This window comes from Streptococcus sanguinis, from assembly GCF_050225395.1.
Classification (GTDB): Bacteria; Bacillota; Bacilli; order Lactobacillales; family Streptococcaceae; genus Streptococcus.
Genome location: NZ_CP071431.1, coordinates 2268866 through 2290000, shown reverse-complemented (window position 1 = coordinate 2290000; position 21135 = coordinate 2268866). Strand labels below are relative to the sequence as shown.

General features: G+C 44.3%; 15 protein-coding genes (1 of these 15 running past the window's edge). 11 read left to right on the top strand and 4 right to left on the bottom strand.

Annotated elements, in window-relative coordinates; translation table 11 throughout:
• The 7 genes from J1C81_RS11130 to J1C81_RS11100 all read left to right on the top strand — a co-directional run.
• A protein-coding gene (locus J1C81_RS11130) for a metal ABC transporter ATP-binding protein (protein ID WP_004189716.1) crosses the window boundary here: on the top strand, positions 1-625 show its 3' portion. The gene continues 86 nt to the left of window position 1, outside the view; only the last 625 of its 711 coding nucleotides appear in the window; the start codon falls outside the window, past its left edge; it ends in the stop codon at positions 623-625.
• Positions 618-1424: a metal ABC transporter permease gene (locus tag J1C81_RS11125; protein ID WP_004189713.1), complete on the top strand. Its 807-nt coding sequence runs from the start codon at positions 618-620 to the stop codon at positions 1422-1424. The genes J1C81_RS11130 and J1C81_RS11125 overlap by 8 nt, the downstream gene beginning before the upstream one ends.
• Before the next feature lie 9 nt (positions 1425-1433).
• A complete protein-coding gene (locus tag J1C81_RS11120; RefSeq protein ID WP_004189711.1) occupies positions 1434-2936 on the top strand; it encodes a zinc ABC transporter substrate-binding protein AdcA in 1503 nt (500 codons plus the stop codon).
• A 147-nt stretch (positions 2937-3083) separates the two neighbouring features.
• Positions 3084-3530, top strand: coding sequence for a CopY/TcrY family copper transport repressor (locus J1C81_RS11115; RefSeq protein ID WP_004189708.1), 447 nt, complete (start codon positions 3084-3086; stop codon positions 3528-3530).
• On the top strand, positions 3527-5776 hold the full coding sequence (locus J1C81_RS11110) for a heavy metal translocating P-type ATPase (protein WP_004189706.1): 2250 nt from the start codon (positions 3527-3529) through the stop codon (positions 5774-5776). Before J1C81_RS11115 ends, J1C81_RS11110 begins: the two co-directional genes overlap by 4 nt.
• A gap of 24 nt (positions 5777-5800) precedes the next feature.
• Entirely contained in the window at positions 5801-6019 is a 219-nt protein-coding gene (locus tag J1C81_RS11105) for a heavy-metal-associated domain-containing protein (RefSeq protein ID WP_004189705.1), read from the top strand.
• Between the two features lie 85 nt (positions 6020-6104).
• On the top strand, positions 6105-6707 hold the full coding sequence (locus tag J1C81_RS11100) for a DUF6287 domain-containing protein (protein ID WP_004189703.1): 603 nt from the start codon (positions 6105-6107) through the stop codon (positions 6705-6707).
• 142 nt (positions 6708-6849) lie between these two features.
• On the opposite strand, the gene J1C81_RS11095 is transcribed toward J1C81_RS11100, so the two are convergent.
• Both J1C81_RS11095 and J1C81_RS11090 read right to left on the bottom strand, forming a co-directional pair.
• Positions 6850-7422 (bottom strand): TetR/AcrR family transcriptional regulator, encoded by a 573-nt coding sequence (locus J1C81_RS11095; protein ID WP_004189702.1) that lies wholly within the window; start codon positions 7420-7422, stop codon positions 6850-6852.
• 212 nt (positions 7423-7634) lie between these two features.
• On the bottom strand, positions 7635-8237 hold the full coding sequence (locus J1C81_RS11090; RefSeq protein WP_002896831.1) for a TetR/AcrR family transcriptional regulator: 603 nt from the start codon (positions 8235-8237) through the stop codon (positions 7635-7637).
• Positions 8238-8592: 355 nt separating this feature from the next.
• Between J1C81_RS11090 and J1C81_RS11085 the strand changes: the two genes are divergently transcribed.
• Together J1C81_RS11085 and J1C81_RS11080 are read left to right on the top strand one after the other, a co-directional pair.
• Positions 8593-10986, top strand: a complete 2394-nt coding sequence (locus J1C81_RS11085; protein WP_004189700.1) for an SIALI-17 repeat-containing surface protein — start codon at positions 8593-8595, stop codon at positions 10984-10986.
• 176 nt (positions 10987-11162) lie between these two features.
• A complete protein-coding gene (locus J1C81_RS11080) occupies positions 11163-12293 on the top strand; it encodes an ABC transporter ATP-binding protein (protein ID WP_004189699.1) in 1131 nt (376 codons plus the stop codon).
• An 83-nt stretch (positions 12294-12376) separates the two neighbouring features.
• On the opposite strand, the gene J1C81_RS11075 is transcribed toward J1C81_RS11080, so the two are convergent.
• A complete protein-coding gene (locus tag J1C81_RS11075) occupies positions 12377-13225 on the bottom strand; it encodes a putative RNA methyltransferase (protein WP_004189697.1) in 849 nt (282 codons plus the stop codon).
• Between the two features lie 93 nt (positions 13226-13318).
• The gene (gene tyrS, locus J1C81_RS11070; RefSeq protein WP_032910025.1) at positions 13319-14575 is read right to left on the bottom strand and encodes a tyrosine--tRNA ligase; all 1257 of its coding nucleotides are present in this window, start codon (positions 14573-14575) and stop codon (positions 13319-13321) included.
• A gap of 154 nt (positions 14576-14729) precedes the next feature.
• Here tyrS and pbp1b point away from each other — a divergent pair, with 154 nt between their 5' ends.
• Both pbp1b and rpoB read left to right on the top strand, forming a co-directional pair.
• A complete protein-coding gene (gene pbp1b, locus J1C81_RS11065; RefSeq protein ID WP_004189693.1) occupies positions 14730-17144 on the top strand; it encodes a penicillin-binding protein PBP1B in 2415 nt (804 codons plus the stop codon).
• Between the two features lie 394 nt (positions 17145-17538).
• Positions 17539-21105 carry a DNA-directed RNA polymerase subunit beta gene (rpoB, locus tag J1C81_RS11060; protein ID WP_002919872.1) on the top strand — a complete coding sequence of 1189 codons (3567 nt, stop codon included), beginning with the start codon at positions 17539-17541 and terminating at the stop codon, positions 21103-21105.
• Positions 21106-21135: the final 30 nt, after the last annotated feature.

The following is a 21135-nucleotide window of genomic DNA, read 5'->3' as shown; positions in this document are numbered from 1 at the left end:
TGAGTTTGTAACTTTGACGGGGGAAAATGGAGCTGCTAAGACGACGCTTATCAAGGCTAGTTTGGGTATTTTGCAGCCTAAGCATGGGGAAGTGAAGATTTCCAAGACTAATGTGCGAGGCAAGAAATTGCGGATTGCCTACCTTCCTCAGCAGATTGCTAGTTTTAATGCTGGTTTTCCTAGTACGGTGTATGAGTTTGTCAAGTCGGGACGTTATCCGCGCAAGGGTTGGTTTCGCCGTTTGAATGAGCATGATGAGGAGCATATCAAGGTAAGTCTGGAGTCGGTTGGAATGTGGGAACATCGGGATAAGCGGATTGGTTCTCTCTCTGGCGGGCAAAAGCAGAGGGCTGTGATTGCTCGGATGTTTGCTTCGGATCCGGATATTTTTGTCCTTGATGAGCCGACAACAGGGATGGATGCAGGCAGCAAGGATGAATTTTACAAGCTCATGCACCATAGTGCTCATAAGCATGGGAAAGCTGTCTTGATGATTACACACGATCCGGAAGAAGTTCGTAAATATGCTGATCGCAACATCCACCTGGTCCGTAATCAGGACTCACCTTGGCGCTGTTTCAATGTGCATGAAAGCGACAATGGACAGGAGGTGAGTCATGCTTAATCTATTTTCCTATGATTTTATGCAGCGAGCCTTCTTGGCAGTTATTGCCATGAGTCTCTTCTCACCGATTCTGGGGACCTTCCTGATTTTACGTAGGCAGAGTCTCATGAGTGACACGCTCAGTCACGTTTCATTGGCAGGTGTAGCTTTTGGTTTGGTTCTTGGACTATCGCCCACCCTCACAACGGTGCTTGTCGTCATTATCGCAGCAGTCTTCTTAGAGTACCTGCGCACAATCTATAAGAATTTCATGGAAATTGGGACAGCCATTCTCATGTCAACTGGCTTAGCCATTTCCCTGATTGTTATGAGTAAGGGCAAGAGTTCTAGCTCGATGAGTCTGGACCAGTATCTATTTGGATCCATTGTGACTATCAGTAGGGAGCAGGTGATTTCTCTCTTTGTCATTGCTGCTGTGGTGCTTGTCTTGACCTTCCTCTTCATTCGCCCCATGTATATCTTGACCTTTGATGAGGATACGGCCTTTGTGGATGGGCTGCCTGTGCGGACCATGTCTATCCTCTTCAATATCGTGACGGGTGTTGCGATTGCCCTCATGATTCCAGCTGCGGGAGCCTTGCTTGTTTCGACCATCATGGTCTTGCCAGCTAGTATTGCCCTGCGGATTGGGAAAAATTTCAAGTCGGTCATTTTGCTGGCAAATGCCATTGGTTTCTTTGGTATGATAGCCGGACTTTATATTTCTTACTATGCAGAGACGCCAGCTAGCGCTAGCATTACGATTATCTTCGTCAGCTTGTTCTTGCTGGTCAATCTGGTCAAAAAATTTATGAAATAGGAGCAGAAAATGAAAAAAATTAGCTTACTATTAGCAGGTTTACTGAGTATTTTCTTAGTAGCTTGTTCCAATCAAAAAAATGCAGATGGCAAGCTCAATATTGTCACAACTTTTTATCCTGTTTATGAGTTTACCAAGCAGGTGGCTGGAGATGAGGCTAATGTTGAACTTCTAATCGGGGCTGGTACAGAGCCGCATGATTATGAACCTTCAGCTAAGGCAGTTGCGACTATTCAGGATGCAGATGCCTTTGTCTATGAAAATGAAAACATGGAGACTTGGGTTCCTGAACTGTTAAAAACTTTGAAAAATAAGGAAGAAACGGTTATCAAGGCGACAGGAGATATGCTCTTGCTGCCTGGTGGTGAAGAGGAAGAAGACCATGAACATGGCGAAGAGGGACATCATCATGCCTATGATCCCCATGTTTGGTTATCTCCGAAGCGGGCTATTAAAATGGTGGAGCACATCCGTGATAGCCTGAGCAAGTCTTATCCTGACAAGAAAGCTGCTTTTGAGAAAAATGCAGCGGCTTATATCAAGAAGCTGGAAGCCTTGGATAAGGAATATGAGGATGGGTTGGCCAATGCCAAGCAAAAGAGCTTTGTTACTCAGCACGCAGCCTTTAACTATCTGGCATTGGACTATGGCTTGAAGCAGGTGCCAATTTCTGGACTTTCACCAGACAGTGAGCCATCCGCTTCACGCTTGGCTGAATTGACCGAGTACATTAAGAAAAATAATATCAAGTATATCTACTTTGAAGAGAATGCTTCTCAAGCTCTGGCTTCTACATTAGCTAAGGAAACAGGAGTAGAGCTTGATGTCTTGAATCCGCTGGAAAGCTTGACCGAGGAGCAGACCAAGGATGGGGCAGACTATGTTTCTATCATGCAGTCCAATCTAAAGGCTCTCAAGAAGACAACTGACCAAGAGGGAGCGGAGATTGCAGCCGAGAAAGAAGAAGACGATAAGACAGTCCAAAACGGCTACTTTGAAGACAGTGCCGTCAAGGATCGGATCTTGTCTGACTATGCTGGCGAGTGGCAGTCTGTTTATCCTTATCTGAAGGACGGGACCTTGGACCAAGTCTTTGATTACAAGGCTAAGCTGACTGGAAAAATGACGGCAGCTGAATACAAGGAGTACTATGACAAGGGCTACAAGACAGATGTTTCCAATATCAATATCACAGACAAGACTATGGAATTTGTGGTAGATGGAAAATCCAAGAAATATACGTATAAATACGTTGGCAAGCACACTCTGACTTACTCTAAGGGAAATCGAGGGGTACGCTTCATGTTTGAAGCGACAGATGCAGATGCTGGGGAGTACAAGTATGTTCAGTTTAGCGACCACAACATTGCACCGACTAAGGCGGCTCATTTCCATATCTTCTATGGCGGCGAAAGCCAGGAAGCACTCTTTGATGAACTGGAAAATTGGCCAACCTACTATCCAAGTAAATTGACAGGTCAAGAAATTGCTCAAGAGATGTTGGCGCATTAATATAGGCACACTTGAGAAGACGGGACTATCCCGCCTTCTTTTTTGTATATCAGGAAATGATGATAAAAATACTTGACAAATTACGATTACAGATGTAAACTAATAAAGAGTTGGATTACAAATGTAAATGATAAGGGGTGTTAAACAATGGAACAGCAAAATATTAGCCAAGCAGAATGGCAAGTCATGCGTGTACTATGGTCCTATCCACACAGTCGCAGTACAGAGATTATAGCGCGGTTGGAAGCCGATTTTTCCTGGAAACCGGCAACCATCAAGACACTTTTGAATCGTCTGAAGACAAAAGAATTTATCGCTATGGAAAAAATAGAGGGTAAGTTTTACTATGATGCTCGGATTTTAGAATCGGATCATCTGGAAAGTACTTGGCAGGCGCTTTTTGACAATATCTGTAATACTAAACACGGAGATCTTTTGATTTCGATGATTGAGAGAAGTCAGTTCAGTCAAGGGGACTTGGATCGGCTCAGCCAAGTCATTGATAAGAAAAGAGCTTCGGCTCCGCTGGAAATTAAATGCCACTGTCCGCAAGGTCAGTGTCGGTGCGGGCATGGAAAGGAGACGCATCGATGAGTGAGAAAAAAGAATACAAGCTATCAGGAATGACCTGTGCATCTTGTGCTATGACAGTGGAGATGGCGGTCAAAGATTTAGAAACGGTTGAGGATGTCAGTGTCAATCTGGCGACAGAACGTCTCAGTTTGCTTCCTAAGGCAGGATTTGACAGCCAGCAAGTGCTGGATGCTGTAGCTGAGGCTGGTTATCAGGCAGAAGAAAAAGGAAAAAACCGACCGTCCGATGTGAGCGAAGAGGCTGCAATGAAAGTGAAGGAATTGGAAAGGAAAAAGCAAGAATTACTGATTCTTTTGGTCACAGCTCTGCCCTTACTTTATATCTCTATGGGCAGTATGGTCGGCCTTCCTCTGCCTAGCTTCTTGGATCATATGGCGCATCCCTTGGTCTTCGTTCTGTCACAACTTCTTTTGACTCTGCCTGCTGTGTGGATTGGTCGTGGCTTCTATCAGAGAGGATTTCGCAATCTTATCAAGCGACATCCCAATATGGATAGTCTGATTGCAGTGGGAACCAGCGCAGCATTTTTCTACAGCCTCTACTCGGTCAGTCAGGTTTTTCTTGGCCACCATGCCTTTGTTCATCAACTCTATTTTGAGTCGGTTGCAGTGATTATTGCCTTGGTTCTTCTGGGCAAATATCTGGAGAGTTCTGCTAAGGGCAGAACGTCTCAGGCAATTCAGTCTCTGCTTGAGCTAGTGCCTAGTCAGGCGACAGTGATTCGTTATGGTGAGGCTGTAACCATTGATACGGAGGATATCCGAGTTGGAGACATTATCCGTATCAAGCCAGGGGAGCGTATGCCGGTAGATGGCCTTGTGACTGAGGGGCAGACCTTTGTGGATGAGTCCATGATGACTGGAGAAAGTGTCCCGATTGAAAAGAAGGTCGGCGACACCATTACCAGTGCAACAATCAATCAAAATGGTAGTATTGACTACCAAGCAACTAGGGTGGGTTCGGATACGACCTTAGCTCAGATTGTTAGATTGGTGGAGGAAGCGCAAGGGTCTAAGGCACCGATTGCGGCTTTAGCCGATAAGATTTCGCTTTATTTTGTCCCAATCGTGCTGAGCTTGGCCACTTTATCTGCGCTGTGCTGGTATTTTCTAGCTGGTGAGAGCCTTAGCTTTTCTCTGTCAATCTTTATCGCGGTTCTGGTCATTGCCTGCCCTTGTGCGCTGGGGCTAGCCACTCCGACAGCCATCATGGTTGGGACTGGTAAAGGGGCTGAAAATGGAATTCTGATTAAGTCTGGTCAAGCGTTGGAAGCGGCTTATCAGCTGGATACTATTGTTCTTGATAAGACGGGGACGATTACGGTTGGTAAGCCTAGTCTGACAGATCTGCTATCCTTGGGTGATTTGAATCGGTCTGACTTGTTGAAGCTAATAGCTAGTGCTGAGCAGCATTCTGAACACCCTTTGGCTCAGGCTATTTTGGCAGCAGCTGAAGAGGAGGGGCTTGACTTACTGCCTGTCAGTCATTTTGAGGCTATGGTTGGACGAGGCTTATCCGCTCAGGTTGAGGGCAGACAGCTTCTGGTGGGAAATGAAAGCTTGATGAAAGAAAAGAACATTGACAGCAGTGCCTTTCAAGAACAGTTGTTGGAGCTTTCCCAAGAAGGGAAGACAGCTATGTTTGTCGCAATAGATGGACAGCTAGTAGGTATTTTAGCGGTAGCAGATGAGATGAAATCCAGCAGCTTGAAGGCGGTGCAGGAGCTCCAGTCTATGGGGCTGAAAGTCATCATGCTGACAGGAGATCGTGAAGAAACAGCGAAAGCTATTGCCCAGAAAGCTGGAATCCAAAAAGTCATCGCAGGTGTATTGCCAGATGGTAAGGCCACTGCTATCAAGAACTTACAGGAATCTGGGAAAAAACTGGCTATGGTCGGAGACGGTATCAATGACGCACCGGCTCTGGTTCAGGCAGATGTGGGAATTGCCATCGGATCAGGCGCTGATGTAGCTATTGAGTCGGCAGATGTAGTGCTCATGCATAGTGATTTGCAGGATGTAGTCAAGGCTATCAAGCTCAGTCAGGCGACCATCCGCAATATTAAGGAAAATCTCTTCTGGGCTTTTGCCTACAATACACTAGGCATCCCGATTGCTATGGGGCTATTGCATCTTTTCGGCGGTCCCTTGCTCAATCCTATGCTGGCTGGTCTAGCCATGAGCTTGAGCTCAGTGTCAGTTGTGGCCAATGCTCTGCGTCTAGGACGCTTTAAAATGTTAAAATGAAGAAATATACGGAGGAATGAATCTATGAAACAAACAGTTCAATTAGAAAACTTATCTTGTCAAAATTGTGCCAAACACATCACCCAGCACTTCCTATCTATGGAGGAAGTGTCAGATGTGGCGGTAGACCTAGAAAAGCAGACAGCCCACGTCACGACTGATAAGCCTTATGGTGCATCAGATTATGAAGCAGCTCTGGCAAAAACAATCTACAGGGTTCTGGATGTGGCAGAAGCTGAATGAATAAAGTCAGTAGTTTTGCGCCTGCCCAGTTGCTAGACTTCTTCTTGTAAAAAGCGATAAAATAATCTATAATGTTACTAATCACATGTTTTATCTTACCGTGAGAAAGAGGAGAAAAATGAAGAAAAAAGCTTTACCTTTTTTACTAGCAGGAGCTGCTTTATTAGCTATGACAGCTTGTTCAAACGGCAGTGCTACGAATCAATCAGAGACGCCTACTAGCAGTACTGGCTCAGTAACAAGTTCTGTGGGGCAGGTATCCAATCAATCAACTGCAGCAGCATCTTCAGCGGCTAGCAGCGCTAGCTCAGAGAGTGCGAGCACAGAAAAAACTAAGGAAAAGAAAGAAGCGATGGACATTTCAGCACTTGCAAATGGTAATTATGCCAGCGTTAAAGGAACCTGGCAGGATGCTTCTGGCAACCAGCTTGTTTTTGATGACAAGGGCTTGGTTTCAAGTGGTTATGAATTGTATGGAGCTTCTCTAACAGACTATGGCACTGCTGCTGGAGGTGTCTACGGCGGAGAAAGCGGAGGTTTTCTGATTGAGTTTCTTCCTAAGGGAGTTAAGGTCGCAGACAAGGAAAACTTTACAGACAACTCCGATGCTGGTCAAGACAGAATCTGGACAGGGGTTGGCCTGAATAGCTTTGACGAACAAGGTAGCTTCTATTATCGAGTAGATTAAATGAAGCTTGGTGTTTAATTTTATAGCTTATATATTGATGAGAGCAGAAGACTATCTGCTCTCTTTTCTTTGGGAGAGTAAGAAATTTTACAGACAAAAAAAGCCTGCCTAAATTAGGCGGGCTTCATAATTTTGAGTTGAATTAGGATTCACTGTGAGGTGTTATAAACTGATCCATAGGGGTTGAAATCACATTCAGGAAGAGCTTGGCGAAATCCTCTGCTGGCATAGGATCTTCTTTGATAATCCAAATTTCAATGAGGGAGTTAATCCATCTAACAACAATTTCCGTAGCCATTTCTTTTGGAATTTCCAATTTCTTAGAGTCAATTTCTAAATTTTGCACGACCCACTGAGTGAAGAAGGTAGATAGATAGTCACTCCAGAAAGGATCGATAGCTGTAGTGTAGAGCACCTTCATCCATTTCCTATGTTCATAGAGGGTAGGAATCATATGTTGGGCAAAGAAACAGAACGGATTTTCTCCACTTCCTTCTTCGTAGCTTTCATACAGGGGCAAAAACGGAGTCATAATTGTCTGGCGGATGTATTGGATAATGTCTTCAACATTGCTAAAATGCTTTTTATAGATGGCCTGGCGCGATAGACCAGCTTGTTTTGCAATCTCTGAAAAAGTAAAATAAGACTTTTCAGGATTTTGCTCTGCCAGCTCAATTAAGGCATTGACGACTTTGTCTCGAGTATCTTGGGGCATAAGTACCTTCCTTCTTTTATATTAAGTTCTTGCTGGTATGTCTAAAAATAGAGCAAATTCCAACGAAATAGTTTACCGCTTGTCAACTAAAATGATAACACTTTATAGATGAAATGTCCAATTATTTTTAAAATTTAATATCAAAATATTAAAAAACCAGTCTTCCCTTACAAGGACCGGTTCTGTCATTTCTCTGTTTTTCTTCTAGTTGGTTATGCGATAACAATTTTATTTGAAGGACCAGCTGGACTATCATAGGCAGCAAAGCTGGTTAGGGGTGAAGATACAAGGTTGAGAAATGTCTTAGAGAACTGCTTGCAAGGAACGGGGTCATCCTGAGTGATCCAATTCTCAATAAGAGAACTAATCCAGCCGGCCAGCAGTTGATTGGCCAGGTCTTCAGGAATACCTAATTTTTGGTGGTCAAGATTTAAATTCTGCTCGATCCAGTCCTTGTAACTGGCAGTAATAAAATCGCTCCACAAGGGATCGACAGAACTAGTATATAATATTTTAATGCGTTGGCGTTGCTCATAAATAGCGGGAAGAATCGTTTGAGCCAAAAAAGTGAAAGGATCTAAGTCCGCTTCAGCATTGTTGCTATTCCAGTTGGGGGCAAAGGCTTGCTTTACCATATCTTGGCGAATGTATTCGATAATTTCAGTAGTGTTATTAAAGTGTCGTTTGTAAATAGCTTGTCTTGACAAACCGGCTTCTTTAGCGATTTCTGTAAAGGTAAAACGCGACCTGTCTGGCTGTTTATCTGCTAATTCAAAAAATGCATCTAAAATCCTATCTCGTGTATTAAGAGCCATAATTTTATCCCTCCTATACTATTTTACTTTTTCTGTCTGAAATAAGCTAGAAAATAGCCCAGAATTTTTACTAAAAAAGTTTACACATTGTTAAATGGGGAAATTTTTAGTTTAATTTCTGGACATCATGTCTGTTTGAAAACTGGACGATTTCACAAAAATGTACATAAATCAAGCCGATAATCCTTTTGTTTTAACAAGTTAATATGATAAAATAATAAAAAATCTTATCAGAAGTCAAATAGAAAGTGTAGTTTAAAGATTACCTAATCTGAAAGATTTATGGGAGGTTTGACTGGACTTTTTATTAAGGGTTACTGATCGGGATCATAAAATATGTTCAGAGGAGAATAAAATGAAAAGAACAGAAAAAGTTTTGCGATATTCTATTCGGAAGTCAGTTTTAGGTGTTGGTTCAGTCCTTATTTGTGCTCTGTTTTTAGGTCACAGTATAGTGGCGGCTGATGAGGAGCAGCCAGTGGCAAATGCAGTAGAGACTCCAGTCGCTGCATCGCCAGTAAATCAGGATTTGACAACAGTCAGGGAGGCTGCTAACAAGGAAGTAGGCACATTTCTGGCTGAGAAAATGACAGATCTTGGGAATAATCCGAATTTGTCAGATGAGGAGCTTGCAGCAGCTAAGGACGAAGTCAATCAAACAGCGGCAAAGGCTCAGAATGAAATTGCCGCAGCTGAGGATAAAGAAAGGATTGATCAAGCCAAAGAAGATGGATTGGCAGACATCAACTCTATCAATCCAGTCGGCAAAGATTTACTTCTAGATGAAATCCAAAATGGGAAAGCAGAGTTTGACAAACTTGTAGATAGTAGCGATTTATTGCCTGAGGAGCAAAAGAAAAGCTTCCAGGAGTCTGCAAGAAAGAAGGCTGCAGAAGCAGAAGATGCAATCCAGAAATTAGATGTTAATGCAGCAACAGCAGAGCAGGCGGAAGTGATTCAAGAGCAAGCAGTAACCGAGGAAGATAAGTTTTTCAAATTTATAGCAAGTTCAACCGTAGATTTCGCTCTAGTAGCTAAGTTAGCTGACTTGGAAGCAAATCCTAATCTTTCAGAAGCAGAAAAGAAAGCGGTTAGAGGCGAGATAGAGCAGGTGGTGGAAGCAGCCAAGAAGGCTATTGAAGGAGCAGATTCTCAGGAAGTCTATGACCGGGCAAAAGAAACAGCTGTAGCCCACTTAGCCAAGATTCACCCTATTGGCAAAGAGCAGTTTTTAAAAGAAATTCAGGAAGAAAAAACAGCTACTATCGAGGCTGTTGAGAAGAGCCAAAGTATTTCTGCTGAAGAAAAAACTGCAGCTAAAAAGAAAATTGAAGATGCAGCAGCCATAGCTCAAAAAGCAATTGCAGCTTATAATGCTTGGGTTGAAAGTCCTGATGATGCTGAAAAAATTCAAGGACAGGTAGCGGCAGAAAAGCAAAGTTTGCTAAAAGTTACGACTGGACTGAAACTAGATCTTGCTCTGTCTAATAAGCTAGCAGACTTACGGAGCAACCCGAATCTGTCAGAGGCAGAACAGGCTACGGCAAAAGCTGAAGCGGAAGCAACTTTAGCAGATGCGAAAAGAGCGCTTGAAAAGGCTGATACCGAAGAGGAACTGGAGAGAATTGAGGAAGCTGGAATTGCTAGCTTGGATACGATTCATCCAGTTGGCAAAGACTTGGTTTTAGATGAGCTTGAAGAAGAAGTCGACAAACAGATTGAAGCAATTGAACATCATCAAACACTTTCAGAGCTCGATAAAAAGCAAGCTAAAGAAAAGATTCGAGCAGTATTAAAGACGGTGACAGATGCGATTGCACAGCTAGACGATAGTGTAGACAGTGCAGAAAAAGCAGAGAAGCTGCAGGAACAGATCGCTGCTGAGCAGACAAAAGCTCTTGAAAATCTAGAAGCGATTGTCAAGAATGCTGCTAAAGTTGAGACAGCTTCTTCTATTCCAAGTGATTCACCACAGGAAGCTAGGCAAGAATTTAGTGGAGGCGTCAGCGACTCTGAGCCAGCAACAGCAACGGCGTCGGAATATGATTTGTCTAGCCATGAAGTTGGAACTCATCCCGATACAGCTCCGCAGTCTTCAGTACAACCAGAATTCAGTGGCAATGTAAATGATTCAGAAGCACCAACAGCAACACGGCCTGAATTTAGTGGAGGCGTCAGCGACTCTGAGCCAGCAACGGCAACGGCGTCGGAATATGATTTGTCCAGCCATGAAGTTGGAACTCATCCCGATACAGCTCCGCAGTCTTCAGTACAACCAGAATTTAGTGGCAATGTAAATGATTCAGAAGGAGCAACAGTAACACGGCCTGAATTTACAGGAGGCGTCAATGATTCTGAGCCAACCATGGCAGAAAATAACGCCTATGATGCTGGCGTTCAGCCATCAGTCAGGAGTGCACATCCAGACAGCGCTCCTCAAATGGCGGCTCTTCCGGAATTTACCGGCGGTGTCAATGCTGCTGACGCGGCAGTAGCTGATGCTTTACCTGCTTACCAAGTAACTAGCGGTATTTTGCCAGCAGTTGATGGGATCAAATCAGTACAAGAGCAGTCTTCATCAGCTAAGGTCACCCAGCCAGCTCAGCTTAAAAACAAGGAAAGTAAGAGTGGTGCGTCAGTCTTGCCGCATACGGGTCAAGCTTCTAATGCTCTTTTCACAGTTGCAGGACTTATCAGCGCTTTAGGCGCAGCTGGATTGTCATTCCGTAGTAGAAAAAAAGAAGAATAAGTTTTAAAGAGGCCCAGTGGCCTCTTTTTTGATGGAGAAAATTTTAAAAATTATGCAAACGTTTTACTAAAAGTGCTTGAAAAAGTTAAAAAAAAACGATATAATGGACAATGTGAAAGCGCTTTGCAAACGAGAGCTTAAAAGAAAATATTTTTAATCAAAAGAAGGGGCTTATTATGGTCGAATTAAATCTGAAAAATATCTATAAAAAATATCCCAACAGCGATCACTATTCAGTGGAAGACTTCAATCTAGATATCAAGGACAAGGAATTTATCGTTTTTGTCGGTCCGTCTGGTTGCGGAAAATCAACTACGCTGCGTATGATTGCAGGCTTGGAGGATATTACAGAAGGAACTGCCTCTATTGACGGTACAGTGGTCAATGATGTGGCACCAAAAGACCGTGATATCGCCATGGTCTTCCAGAACTATGCCCTTTATCCACACATGACTGTCTACGACAACATGGCCTTTGGTCTCAAGTTGCGCAAGTACAGCAAGGAAGATATTGACAAACGGGTCAACGAAGCAGCAGAAATCCTAGGCTTGAAGGAATTCTTGCAGCGCAAGCCAGCTGATTTGTCTGGTGGTCAGCGTCAGCGGGTAGCTATGGGACGCGCAATCGTTCGGGATGCAAAGGTTTTCCTTATGGATGAGCCTCTGTCTAACTTGGATGCTAAGCTGCGTGTTTCTATGCGGGCAGAGATTGCTAAAATTCACCGCCGTATCGGTGCAACAACTATTTATGTTACCCACGACCAGACTGAAGCTATGACCTTGGCGGATCGTATCGTTATCATGTCAGCGACCAAGAATCCTGCTGGAACTGGAACGATTGGTCGAGTGGAGCAGATTGGTACACCTCAGGAAGTCTATAACAACCCAGTTAATAAGTTCGTTGCCGGCTTCATTGGTAGCCCAGCTATGAACTTCATCCCAGTTAAACTTGAAGGGACTGAGATTGTCGCAGAAGGGCTGCGCTTGACAGTTCCAGAAGGAGCTCTCAAGGTTCTGCGGGAGAAAGGTTACGAGGGCAAGGAGCTGATCTTCGGTATTCGTCCAGAGGATGTTAATGCAGAAGCTGCTTTCTTGGAAACTTTCCCGAATTCAGTTGTGCATGCTAAGATTTCTGTTTCAGAATTGCTGGGAGCAGAGTCTCATCTCTACTGCCAAGTTGGTTCTAGTGAGTTTGTAGCGCGTGTAGATTCACGGGATTACCTAGAAACTGGTGCAGGTATTGACCTAGGCTTTGACCTCAATAAAGCGCACTTCTTTGATCCAGAGACAGAGAAGACGGTCTATTAATCAGTAGATAAATAAATAACGCAGACAGGCCTGTCTGCGTTATTAAAATGGCTGCTATAACTTCATTTTTTACTGAAAAGTACTCAGATTTTTGCTTGTTTTAGTTTTCCGATAAGAAACTCAGCTGAAATTGTGGCATGTGTAAGCTGCTCCCAGTTGATTAGATTTTTTTCAACATGAAAGAGTAATGGAGTCATCTGCAGCAGGGCAGTTTTCTCCTTAGAATGCAGTGCATGTGTGGATTCTACAGTCTTTCTAGATAGGATAGTAAAGTGTTTCTGGAAGTGCTGGATGATATCTTGATTAGAATAATCTTTCTTGTCCAGATACTGAGCAGCTTTTTGACGAATTTCTTTCAGATGGTTTTCTGTTGGGATGACTTTAATGATGAGTCCCTCTTTTTTCAATACTCGCTGAAATTCATGGTAGTTAGCTGGTGAGAAGATGTCTAGCAAGACATCCATGCTTTGATCCTGAACGGGCAAGTGTGCCAAATCACCTACGAACCATCTTACAGCAAAGCTCTGATCACTTTTTGCAGCTAACTGGATGGAATCTTTGGATAGATCAAAAGCATAAATTTCTTTGTTGGGGAATTTTTCCTGAATTTTTCGAGCATAATATCCCTCGCCGCAAGCGACGTCTAGAATGGTCTGTTCTTCAGGAAGGGTCTGCAGCAGATCCTGCAACTCGTCTAGGATATGCTGATAAAAGCCGGCTTCCAAGATGACTTGCCTATTTTGAAAACTCGTTTTGTCATAGTCTTTAGCTTGTTTGGCCTGGGGAGCTAGATTGACATAACCGAATTTAGCAATGTCGTATGAATGGCGATTAGGACACTTGAGGCTGTTTTCTTCCATAGCTAAGCTTTGCTGGCAGAGTGGACAGGCCAGAGCCGAAGCTTGGGCAAAGCGGGCGAGTTTTGGTTTCATGAGAACTCTCTTTCTATCTGTTTTTATAAAGTTGAATGTCCTTTCCTTGGTGAGACATAGAAAAATCCGATTCAGATAATCGGATTTTTATCTTTAGTAGGTCAGGACAAAGTATTTCTTCTTACCGCGGCGGATAACTGTCAGCTCGTCTTCCAGTTTATCTGAGACGTTGAGGACATAGTCTAAATCTTGGATGCGCTCACCATTGAGATAGATAGCGCCGTTTTGGACGTCCTCGCGAGCTTGCCGTTTTGAGTTTACCACGCCGGCTGTCACAAGCAGTTCTACAATATTGAGGTTGTCTTCTGCTTGGACCTGATAGTTAGGCACACCGCGCAAACCTTGTTTGAGTTCCTTGACAGATAGGTTCTTGATATTTCCGGCAAAGAGCTGCTCAGTGATGTTGAGGGCTTCCTGGTAAGCTTCTTGACCGTGAACCAGACTGACCACTTCGCGAGCTAGGACTTTCTGAGCCAAGCGTTCGTGTGGTGCAGCTTCAAATTGTTGGCGAATCTCTTCGATTTCATCCAAGGTTAGGAAGGTGAAGATTTTCAGGAAGCGGATAGCATCTGCGTCCATGACATTCATCCAGAATTGATACATTTCATAAGGAGAAGTCTTGTCAGGATTGAGCCAGACAGCATTGCCTTCTGACTTGCCGAATTTTTTGCCAGTAGCGTCGGTAATGAGCGGAACGGTTATCACATGGCCAGTCTTGTCAGCCTTGCGGCGCAGGAGCTCTGTACCTGCTGTCATATTGCCCCACTGGTCAGAACCACCGATTTGCAGGGTTACGCCGTGGTTTTGATTGAGGATATAGAAGTCATATCCTTGCATGATCTGGTAGGCGAATTCTGTATAGGAAATCCCTGTCTCAATCCGGCTCTTGACGGAATCTTTACTCATCATGTAGTTGACAGTAAAGTATTTGCCGACATCACGCAGGAAGTCGATAAAGCTGATGCTGCTGAACCAGTCATAATTGTTGACCATTTCGGCCTTATTATCGCCCTTTTCAAAGTCCAGAAAACGAGAAAGCTGATCTTGGATAGATTTCACCCAGCCTTCCACGGTTTCCTTGGTTTGGAGACTGCGCTCTGCATCCTTAAAGGATGGATCGCCAATCAATCCAGTTGCTCCTCCGACCAGAGCGTAGGGTTTGTGTCCGGCTAGTTGCAAGCGACGGCTGGTCAGAATGGCTACCAAGTGGCCAAGGTGCAGGCTGTCAGCGGTCGGATCGTATCCACTATAATAAGAGACTTGTCCTTCTTCTAAGGCCTTGCGTAAAGCTGCTTCATCAGTGGTTTGGAATACCAAGCCACGTTCTTTTAGCTCATCAAAAATGTGCATCATGTCTCTCCTATTCTAAAAGCCAATAAATTGGCTTATCTATATTTTAAATTTATGTTACTCTATTGTATCATAAAGCTTTTAAATAGCAATGTTTCCTTGAAATAAATCATAGATATTTGGTATAATGGGAAGATAACAAGGAGAATCAAACTTGGAACAATTAATAGAAAAATTAAAAGAGTTCTGGGGAAAAGCCCAGCAGTTTATCAAAAAAATACATCTTCCAGAATGGAGCAAGAAGATCGCTAGTGGCAACAATGGCTGGTCTATCGGTGATGTTTTTGCTGTTTTCTTGCGGACTTTTAAGCTTCTGATGAATATGGCTTTTGTGTTTATCTTCTTCGGTGGCGTAATCGGTGCTGGGATCGGGATAGGCTATGCAGCTAGTCTTTTCAGTAAGGTTGAAGTGCCCAAGCAAGATGAGCTGGTCAAGCAGGTGAATAATATCTCTGGTATTTCTAAGCTTACCTATGCTGATGGCAGCTTGATTGCAGAAGTGGACAATGATTTGCTCCGCATCCCGGTTAAGAGTGACGCCATCTCTGAAAATGTAAAAAAAGCCGTTATCGCTACAGAGGATGAGAATTTTGAAACGCATAACGGAGTGGTGCCTAAAGCTGTGCTTCGGGCTACGCTCGGCTCTGTTGTCGGAGTTGGCTCGTCCAGCGGGGGTTCAACTATTACTCAGCAGTTGATTAAGCAGCAGGTGGTGGGTGATGCACCGACTTTCAAGCGGAAAGCGGCGGAGATTGTTGATGCGCTGGCTTTGGAACGCTACATGTCCAAGGATGATATTTTGACGACCTACTTGAACGTTTCGCCTTTTGGGCGCAACAATAAGGGGCAGAATATCGCTGGTGTGGAAGAAGCTGCTCAAGGAATTTTTGGTGTCTCTGCTAAGGATTTGACAGTGCCCCAGTCTGCTTTTATTGCCGGCTTGCCACAGAGTCCAATTGTTTATTCGCCTTATGCAGCCGATGGCAGTCTCAAGAGTGCAGGGGATATGGCTCTGGGCTTGGAACGTGCCAAGGATGTGCTCTATAATATGTATCGGACGGGCCATCTAAGCGAAAAAGAGTACAAGGAGTACAAGGACTACGACCTGACCAAGGATTTCAAGCCATCTGAAAGCTCGGAAAAATCTTCGCATGGCTACCTTTATTACACAGCGATTGAAGAAGCTCAGCAGACCATGTACGAGTACTTGATTCAGCGGGACAATGTTTCTCAGCAAGAGCTGAAAAACAATGACACTGTCAAAGCCTACAAGGAATTGGCTGCTAAAGAACTGAGCGATGGCGGCTATACTGTCACCACCACGATTAACAAGAACATTCATACTGCTATGCAAAATGCAGTAGCCAACTATGGCGGCATCTTGGACGACGGAACTGGTGCAGTTGAAGTGGGAAATGTCCTCTTGGATAACAAAACCGGTGCTGTGATTGGCTTTGTCGGAGGCAGAGACTACGCTTCCAATCAGAACAATCATGCCTTTGATACGGAGCGGTCACCGGGTTCGACCATTAAGCCGATTCTGGCTTATGGGATTGCTATTGACCAAGGTCTGATGGGTAGTGCCAGCGTTCTTTCCAATTATCCAACTAACTTTTCAAGCGGTGACCCAATCATGCACGTGGACAGCCGTGGTACAGCCATGATGGATCTACAAGAAGCGCTCAATACTTCTTGGAATATCCCAGCTTATTGGACTTACCGCGGATTACGCGAAAAAGGTGTCAATGTCCGTGGCTATATGGAAAAAATGGGTTATTACATTGATGACTACAGCATTGAGAGTCTCCCAATGGGCGGGGGAATTGAAGTATCTGTAGCTCAGCATACCAATGGTTTCCAAACCTTGGCTAATAATGGAACCTACCAGAAAAAATACATGGTTGAAAAAATCACTGACCGAGATGGCAAGGTGATTTACCAGCATAAGGCCAATCCTGTTCAGATTTACAGCCCAGCAGCTGCTACGATTATGCAGGAGCTCATGCGGGGAGTTATCAATTCTGGGGCTACTACGACCTACAAATCCAGAATCAGTCAGGTCAATGGAACCTTGGCTGGAGCTGATTGGATTGGTAAGACTGGAACGACCAACACCAATGGTGATATGTGGCTGATGCTTTCTACTCCAAAGATGACCTTGGGAGGCTGGATTGGTCATGATGATAATAGCTCTATGGCGGCATTGACTGGTTATAACAATAACGCTTCCTACATGGCCTATATGGCAGATGCTATCTATCAGGCAGATCCGAATGCCTGGGGTGTTGGTGATAAGTTCACTCTTGATCCGAGTGTGATTAAGTCTGATGTACTCAAGTCCACAGGGGAAAAGCCAGGTACAGTAACGGTAAACGGCCGCTCTGTTAATCTCAGCGGTCCGACAGTGCCTAGCTATTGGGCTAAAAACGGTGCTCCGACCACGACCTACCGGTTTGGTATCGGGGCATCAGATGCGGATTATCAGAAGGCTTGGTCAGCTATACTGGGCGGTTCTACCTCTAATTCTAATTCAAGTTCCAATTCTAACAATAATCGGCAGGGGAACTAGCGCATCAAGAACAGTTTTTAACTTTTCAGAAAGCGGATGAAATCCTTGCAATTTCTAGCTAAATAAGGTATAATGATAACAATAATTTGTCGTGTGCTTTATTTGAAATATTGTCCAAATAGAAGCTTACAGCAGTTAAATCAAACTTGAATAAGTCAGATTTAGCTGCTCTTTTTGTGCCTATTTTTAGGAAAAACGGATTATGTAACTATAATTTAATTTTTCTGAAAATTAAACAAAAGGGACTGATTGTGGCTGTTTTGCAGCATTGTAAATGACAGAGGATTTTTCTCTGAAAACATTTCACAGAACTCGCTCTAAAAAGCGTGAGGTAAAGATATGCTTCTTCTCGCTTTATCAAGGGCTTAGTATCTTATCATAAAGGAGTAAAAACTTGGCAGGACATGAAGTTCGATACGGTAAACACCGTACCCGTCGTAGTTTTTCAAGAATTAAGGAAGTTCTTGATTTACCAAATTTGATTGAAATCCAAACGGATTCGTTCCAAGATTTCTTGGATCATGGTCTGAAGGAAGTCTTTGAAGATGTACTTCCTATTTCAAACTTTACCGACACCATGGAATTGGAATTTGTTGGCTATGAAATCCGTGAGCCTAAATATACGCTGGAAGAAGCACGTATCCACGATGCCAGCTACTCAGCGCCAATCTTTGTAACCTTCCGTCTGATTAACAAGGAAACTGGTGAAATCAAGACTCAGGAAGTCTTCTTTGGCGATTTCCCAATCATGACTGAAATGGGAACCTTCATCATCAATGGTGGTGAGCGGATTATCGTATCCCAGTTGGTGCGTTCTCCAGGGGTTTACTTTAACGATAAAGTTGACAAAAATGGAAAAGTTGGCTACGGTTCAACGGTTATTCCTAACCGCGGAGCTTGGTTAGAGTTGGAAACAGACTCAAAAGACATTGCCTACACTCGTATTGACCGGACGCGGAAGATTCCATTTACCACTCTGGTGCGTGCGCTTGGTTTCTCAGGAGATGATGAGATCTTGGACATCTTTGGTGACAGCGACTTGGTGCGCAATACCATCGAAAAAGATATCCACAAGAACCCAATGGACTCCCGTACAGATGAAGCTCTGAAAGAAATCTATGAGCGTCTTCGTCCAGGAGAGCCTAAGACGGCTGAAAGTTCTCGTTCCCTTCTTGAAGCGCGTTTCTTTGATCCGCATCGTTATGACTTGGCAGCAGTTGGTCGTTACAAGATTAATAAGAAACTCAGCGTCAAGACACGCTTGCTGAACCAAACCATTGCAGAGCCATTGGTAGATGCTGAAACAGGAGAAATCTTGGTTGAAGCTGGTACAGTTATGACCCGCAGTGTCATTGACAGCATTGCAGAGCAGTTGGACAATGGTTTGAACAAAATCACTTATATTCCAAACGATTCAGCTGTTTTGACAGACCCTGTAGAATTGCAGAAGTTCAAGGTAGTGGCTCCGACTGATCCAGACCGCGTTGTGACCATTATTGGTAATGCAAATCCGTCTGACAAGGTACGGATTGTGACACCAGCTGACATCTTGGCTGAGATGAGCTACTTCCTCAACTTGGCTGAAGGCATTGGTCGCGTGGACGATATTGACCACTTGGGGAACCGTCGTATTCGTGCTGTTGGTGAGCTTTTGGCTAACCAAGTCCGTCTTGGACTTTCTCGGATGGAGCGTAATGTTCGTGAACGGATGTCTGTTCAGGATAACGAAGTACTAACTCCACAGCAAATCATCAATATCCGTCCAGTGACTGCAGCCATTAAAGAATTCTTTGGTTCTTCACAATTGTCTCAGTTCATGGACCAACACAATCCGCTGTCTGAGCTTTCTCACAAGCGCCGTCTTTCTGCCTTGGGACCTGGTGGTTTGACACGTGACCGTGCTGGTTATGAAGTGCGGGACGTGCACTATACTCACTATGGCCGTATGTGTCCAATCGAAACGCCTGAAGGACCAAACATCGGTTTGATTAATAACTTGTCTTCTTATGGACACCTTAACAAATACGGATTTATTCAAACGCCTTACCGTAAAGTAGACCGTGAAGCTGGCGTAGTAACCAACGAAATCGTTTGGCTGACAGCTGATGAGGAAGATGAATTTATCGTAGCGCAGGCCAACTCTAAGCTGAATGAAAAAGGTGGCTTTGCAGAGCCTATCGTTATGGGACGCCACCAAGGTAATAACCAAGAATTCCCATCAGACCAAGTAGACTACATGGATGTATCGCCTAAGCAGGTAGTTGCCGTAGCGACAGCATGTATTCCTTTCTTAGAAAATGACGACTCCAACCGTGCTCTCATGGGTGCCAACATGCAGCGTCAGGCTGTGCCTTTGATTGATCCAAAAGCACCTTATGTTGGTACTGGTATGGAATACCAAGCTGCCCACGACTCTGGTGCAGCGGTTATTGCTCAGCATGATGGTAAGGTTACCTATGCGGATGCAGACAAGGTTGAAGTCCGCCGTGAAGATGGTTCTCTTGATGTTTACCAAATTCAAAAATTCCGCCGTTCGAACTCAGGAACTGCTTACAACCAACGTACCTTGGTAAAAGTTGGCGATGTCGTTGAAAAAGGCGACTTTATCGCTGACGGACCTTCTATGGAAAATGGAGAAATGGCCCTGGGACAAAACCCAATCGTTGCCTACATGACATGGGAAGGTTACAACTTCGAGGATGCGGTTATCATGAGTGAGCGTCTGGTGAAAGACGATGTCTACACCTCTGTTCACTTGGAAGAATACGAATCAGAAACTCGCGACACCAAGCTTGGCCCAGAAGAAATTACCCGCGAAATTCCAAACGTAGGGGAAGATGCCCTACGCAATCTGGACGAAATGGGGATTATCCGCATTGGGGCGGAAGTCAAGGAAGGCGACATCTTAGTAGGTAAAGTTACCCCTAAGGGTGAAAAAGACCTTTCTGCTGAGGAACGTCTCTTGCACGCTATCTTCGGAGACAAGTCTCGTGAAGTCCGCGATACCTCTCTGCGTGTGCCACACGGTGCCGACGGAGTGGTTCGTGACGTGAAGATCTTTACCCGTGCTAATGGTGATGAACTGCAATCTGGCGTTAATATGCTGGTTCGCGTCTACATCGCTCAAAAACGTAAGATTAAGGTCGGAGATAAGATGGCTGGTCGTCACGGAAACAAGGGGGTTGTATCCCGTATCGTTCCTGTGGAAGACATGCCTTACTTGCCAGATGGAACACCAGTTGATATCATGCTGAACCCACTCGGGGTACCATCACGTATGAATATCGGTCAGGTTATGGAGCTCCACCTTGGTATGGCAGCACGTAACTTGGGCATCCATATTGCGACACCAGTCTTTGATGGAGCAAGCTCAGAAGACCTCTGGGATACAGTGCGCGAAGCTGGTATGGATAGTGATGCCAAGACTATTCTCTATGACGGACGTACCGGTGAGCCGTTTGACAACCGTGTATCTGTCGGTGTCATGTACATGATCAAGCTCCACCACATGGTAGATGACAAACTCCATGCCCGCTCAGTAGGTCCTTACTCAATGGTTACCCAACAGCCGCTTGGAGGTAAAGCTCAGTTTGGTGGACAACGTTTTGGTGAGATGGAAGTTTGGGCCTTGGAAGCTTACGGTGCTTCTAACGTTCTGCAAGAAATCTTGACTTACAAGTCAGATGATGTCAATGGACGTTTGAAGGCTTATGAAGCTATTACCAAAGGGAAACCAATTCCAAAACCAGGTGTGCCAGAATCCTTCCGCGTTCTTGTCAAAGAATTGCAATCTCTTGGTCTGGACATGCGCGTTCTCGATGAAGATGACAATGAAGTAGAACTGCGTGACCTAGACGAAGGTGAAGATGATGATGTGATTCACGTTGACGATCTTGAAAAAGCGCGTGAAAAAGCAGCTCAAGAAGCGAAAGCAGCTTTTGAGGCTGAAGGAAAAGAATAAGAATACACACTGATTAGAAAATGAAGAAAG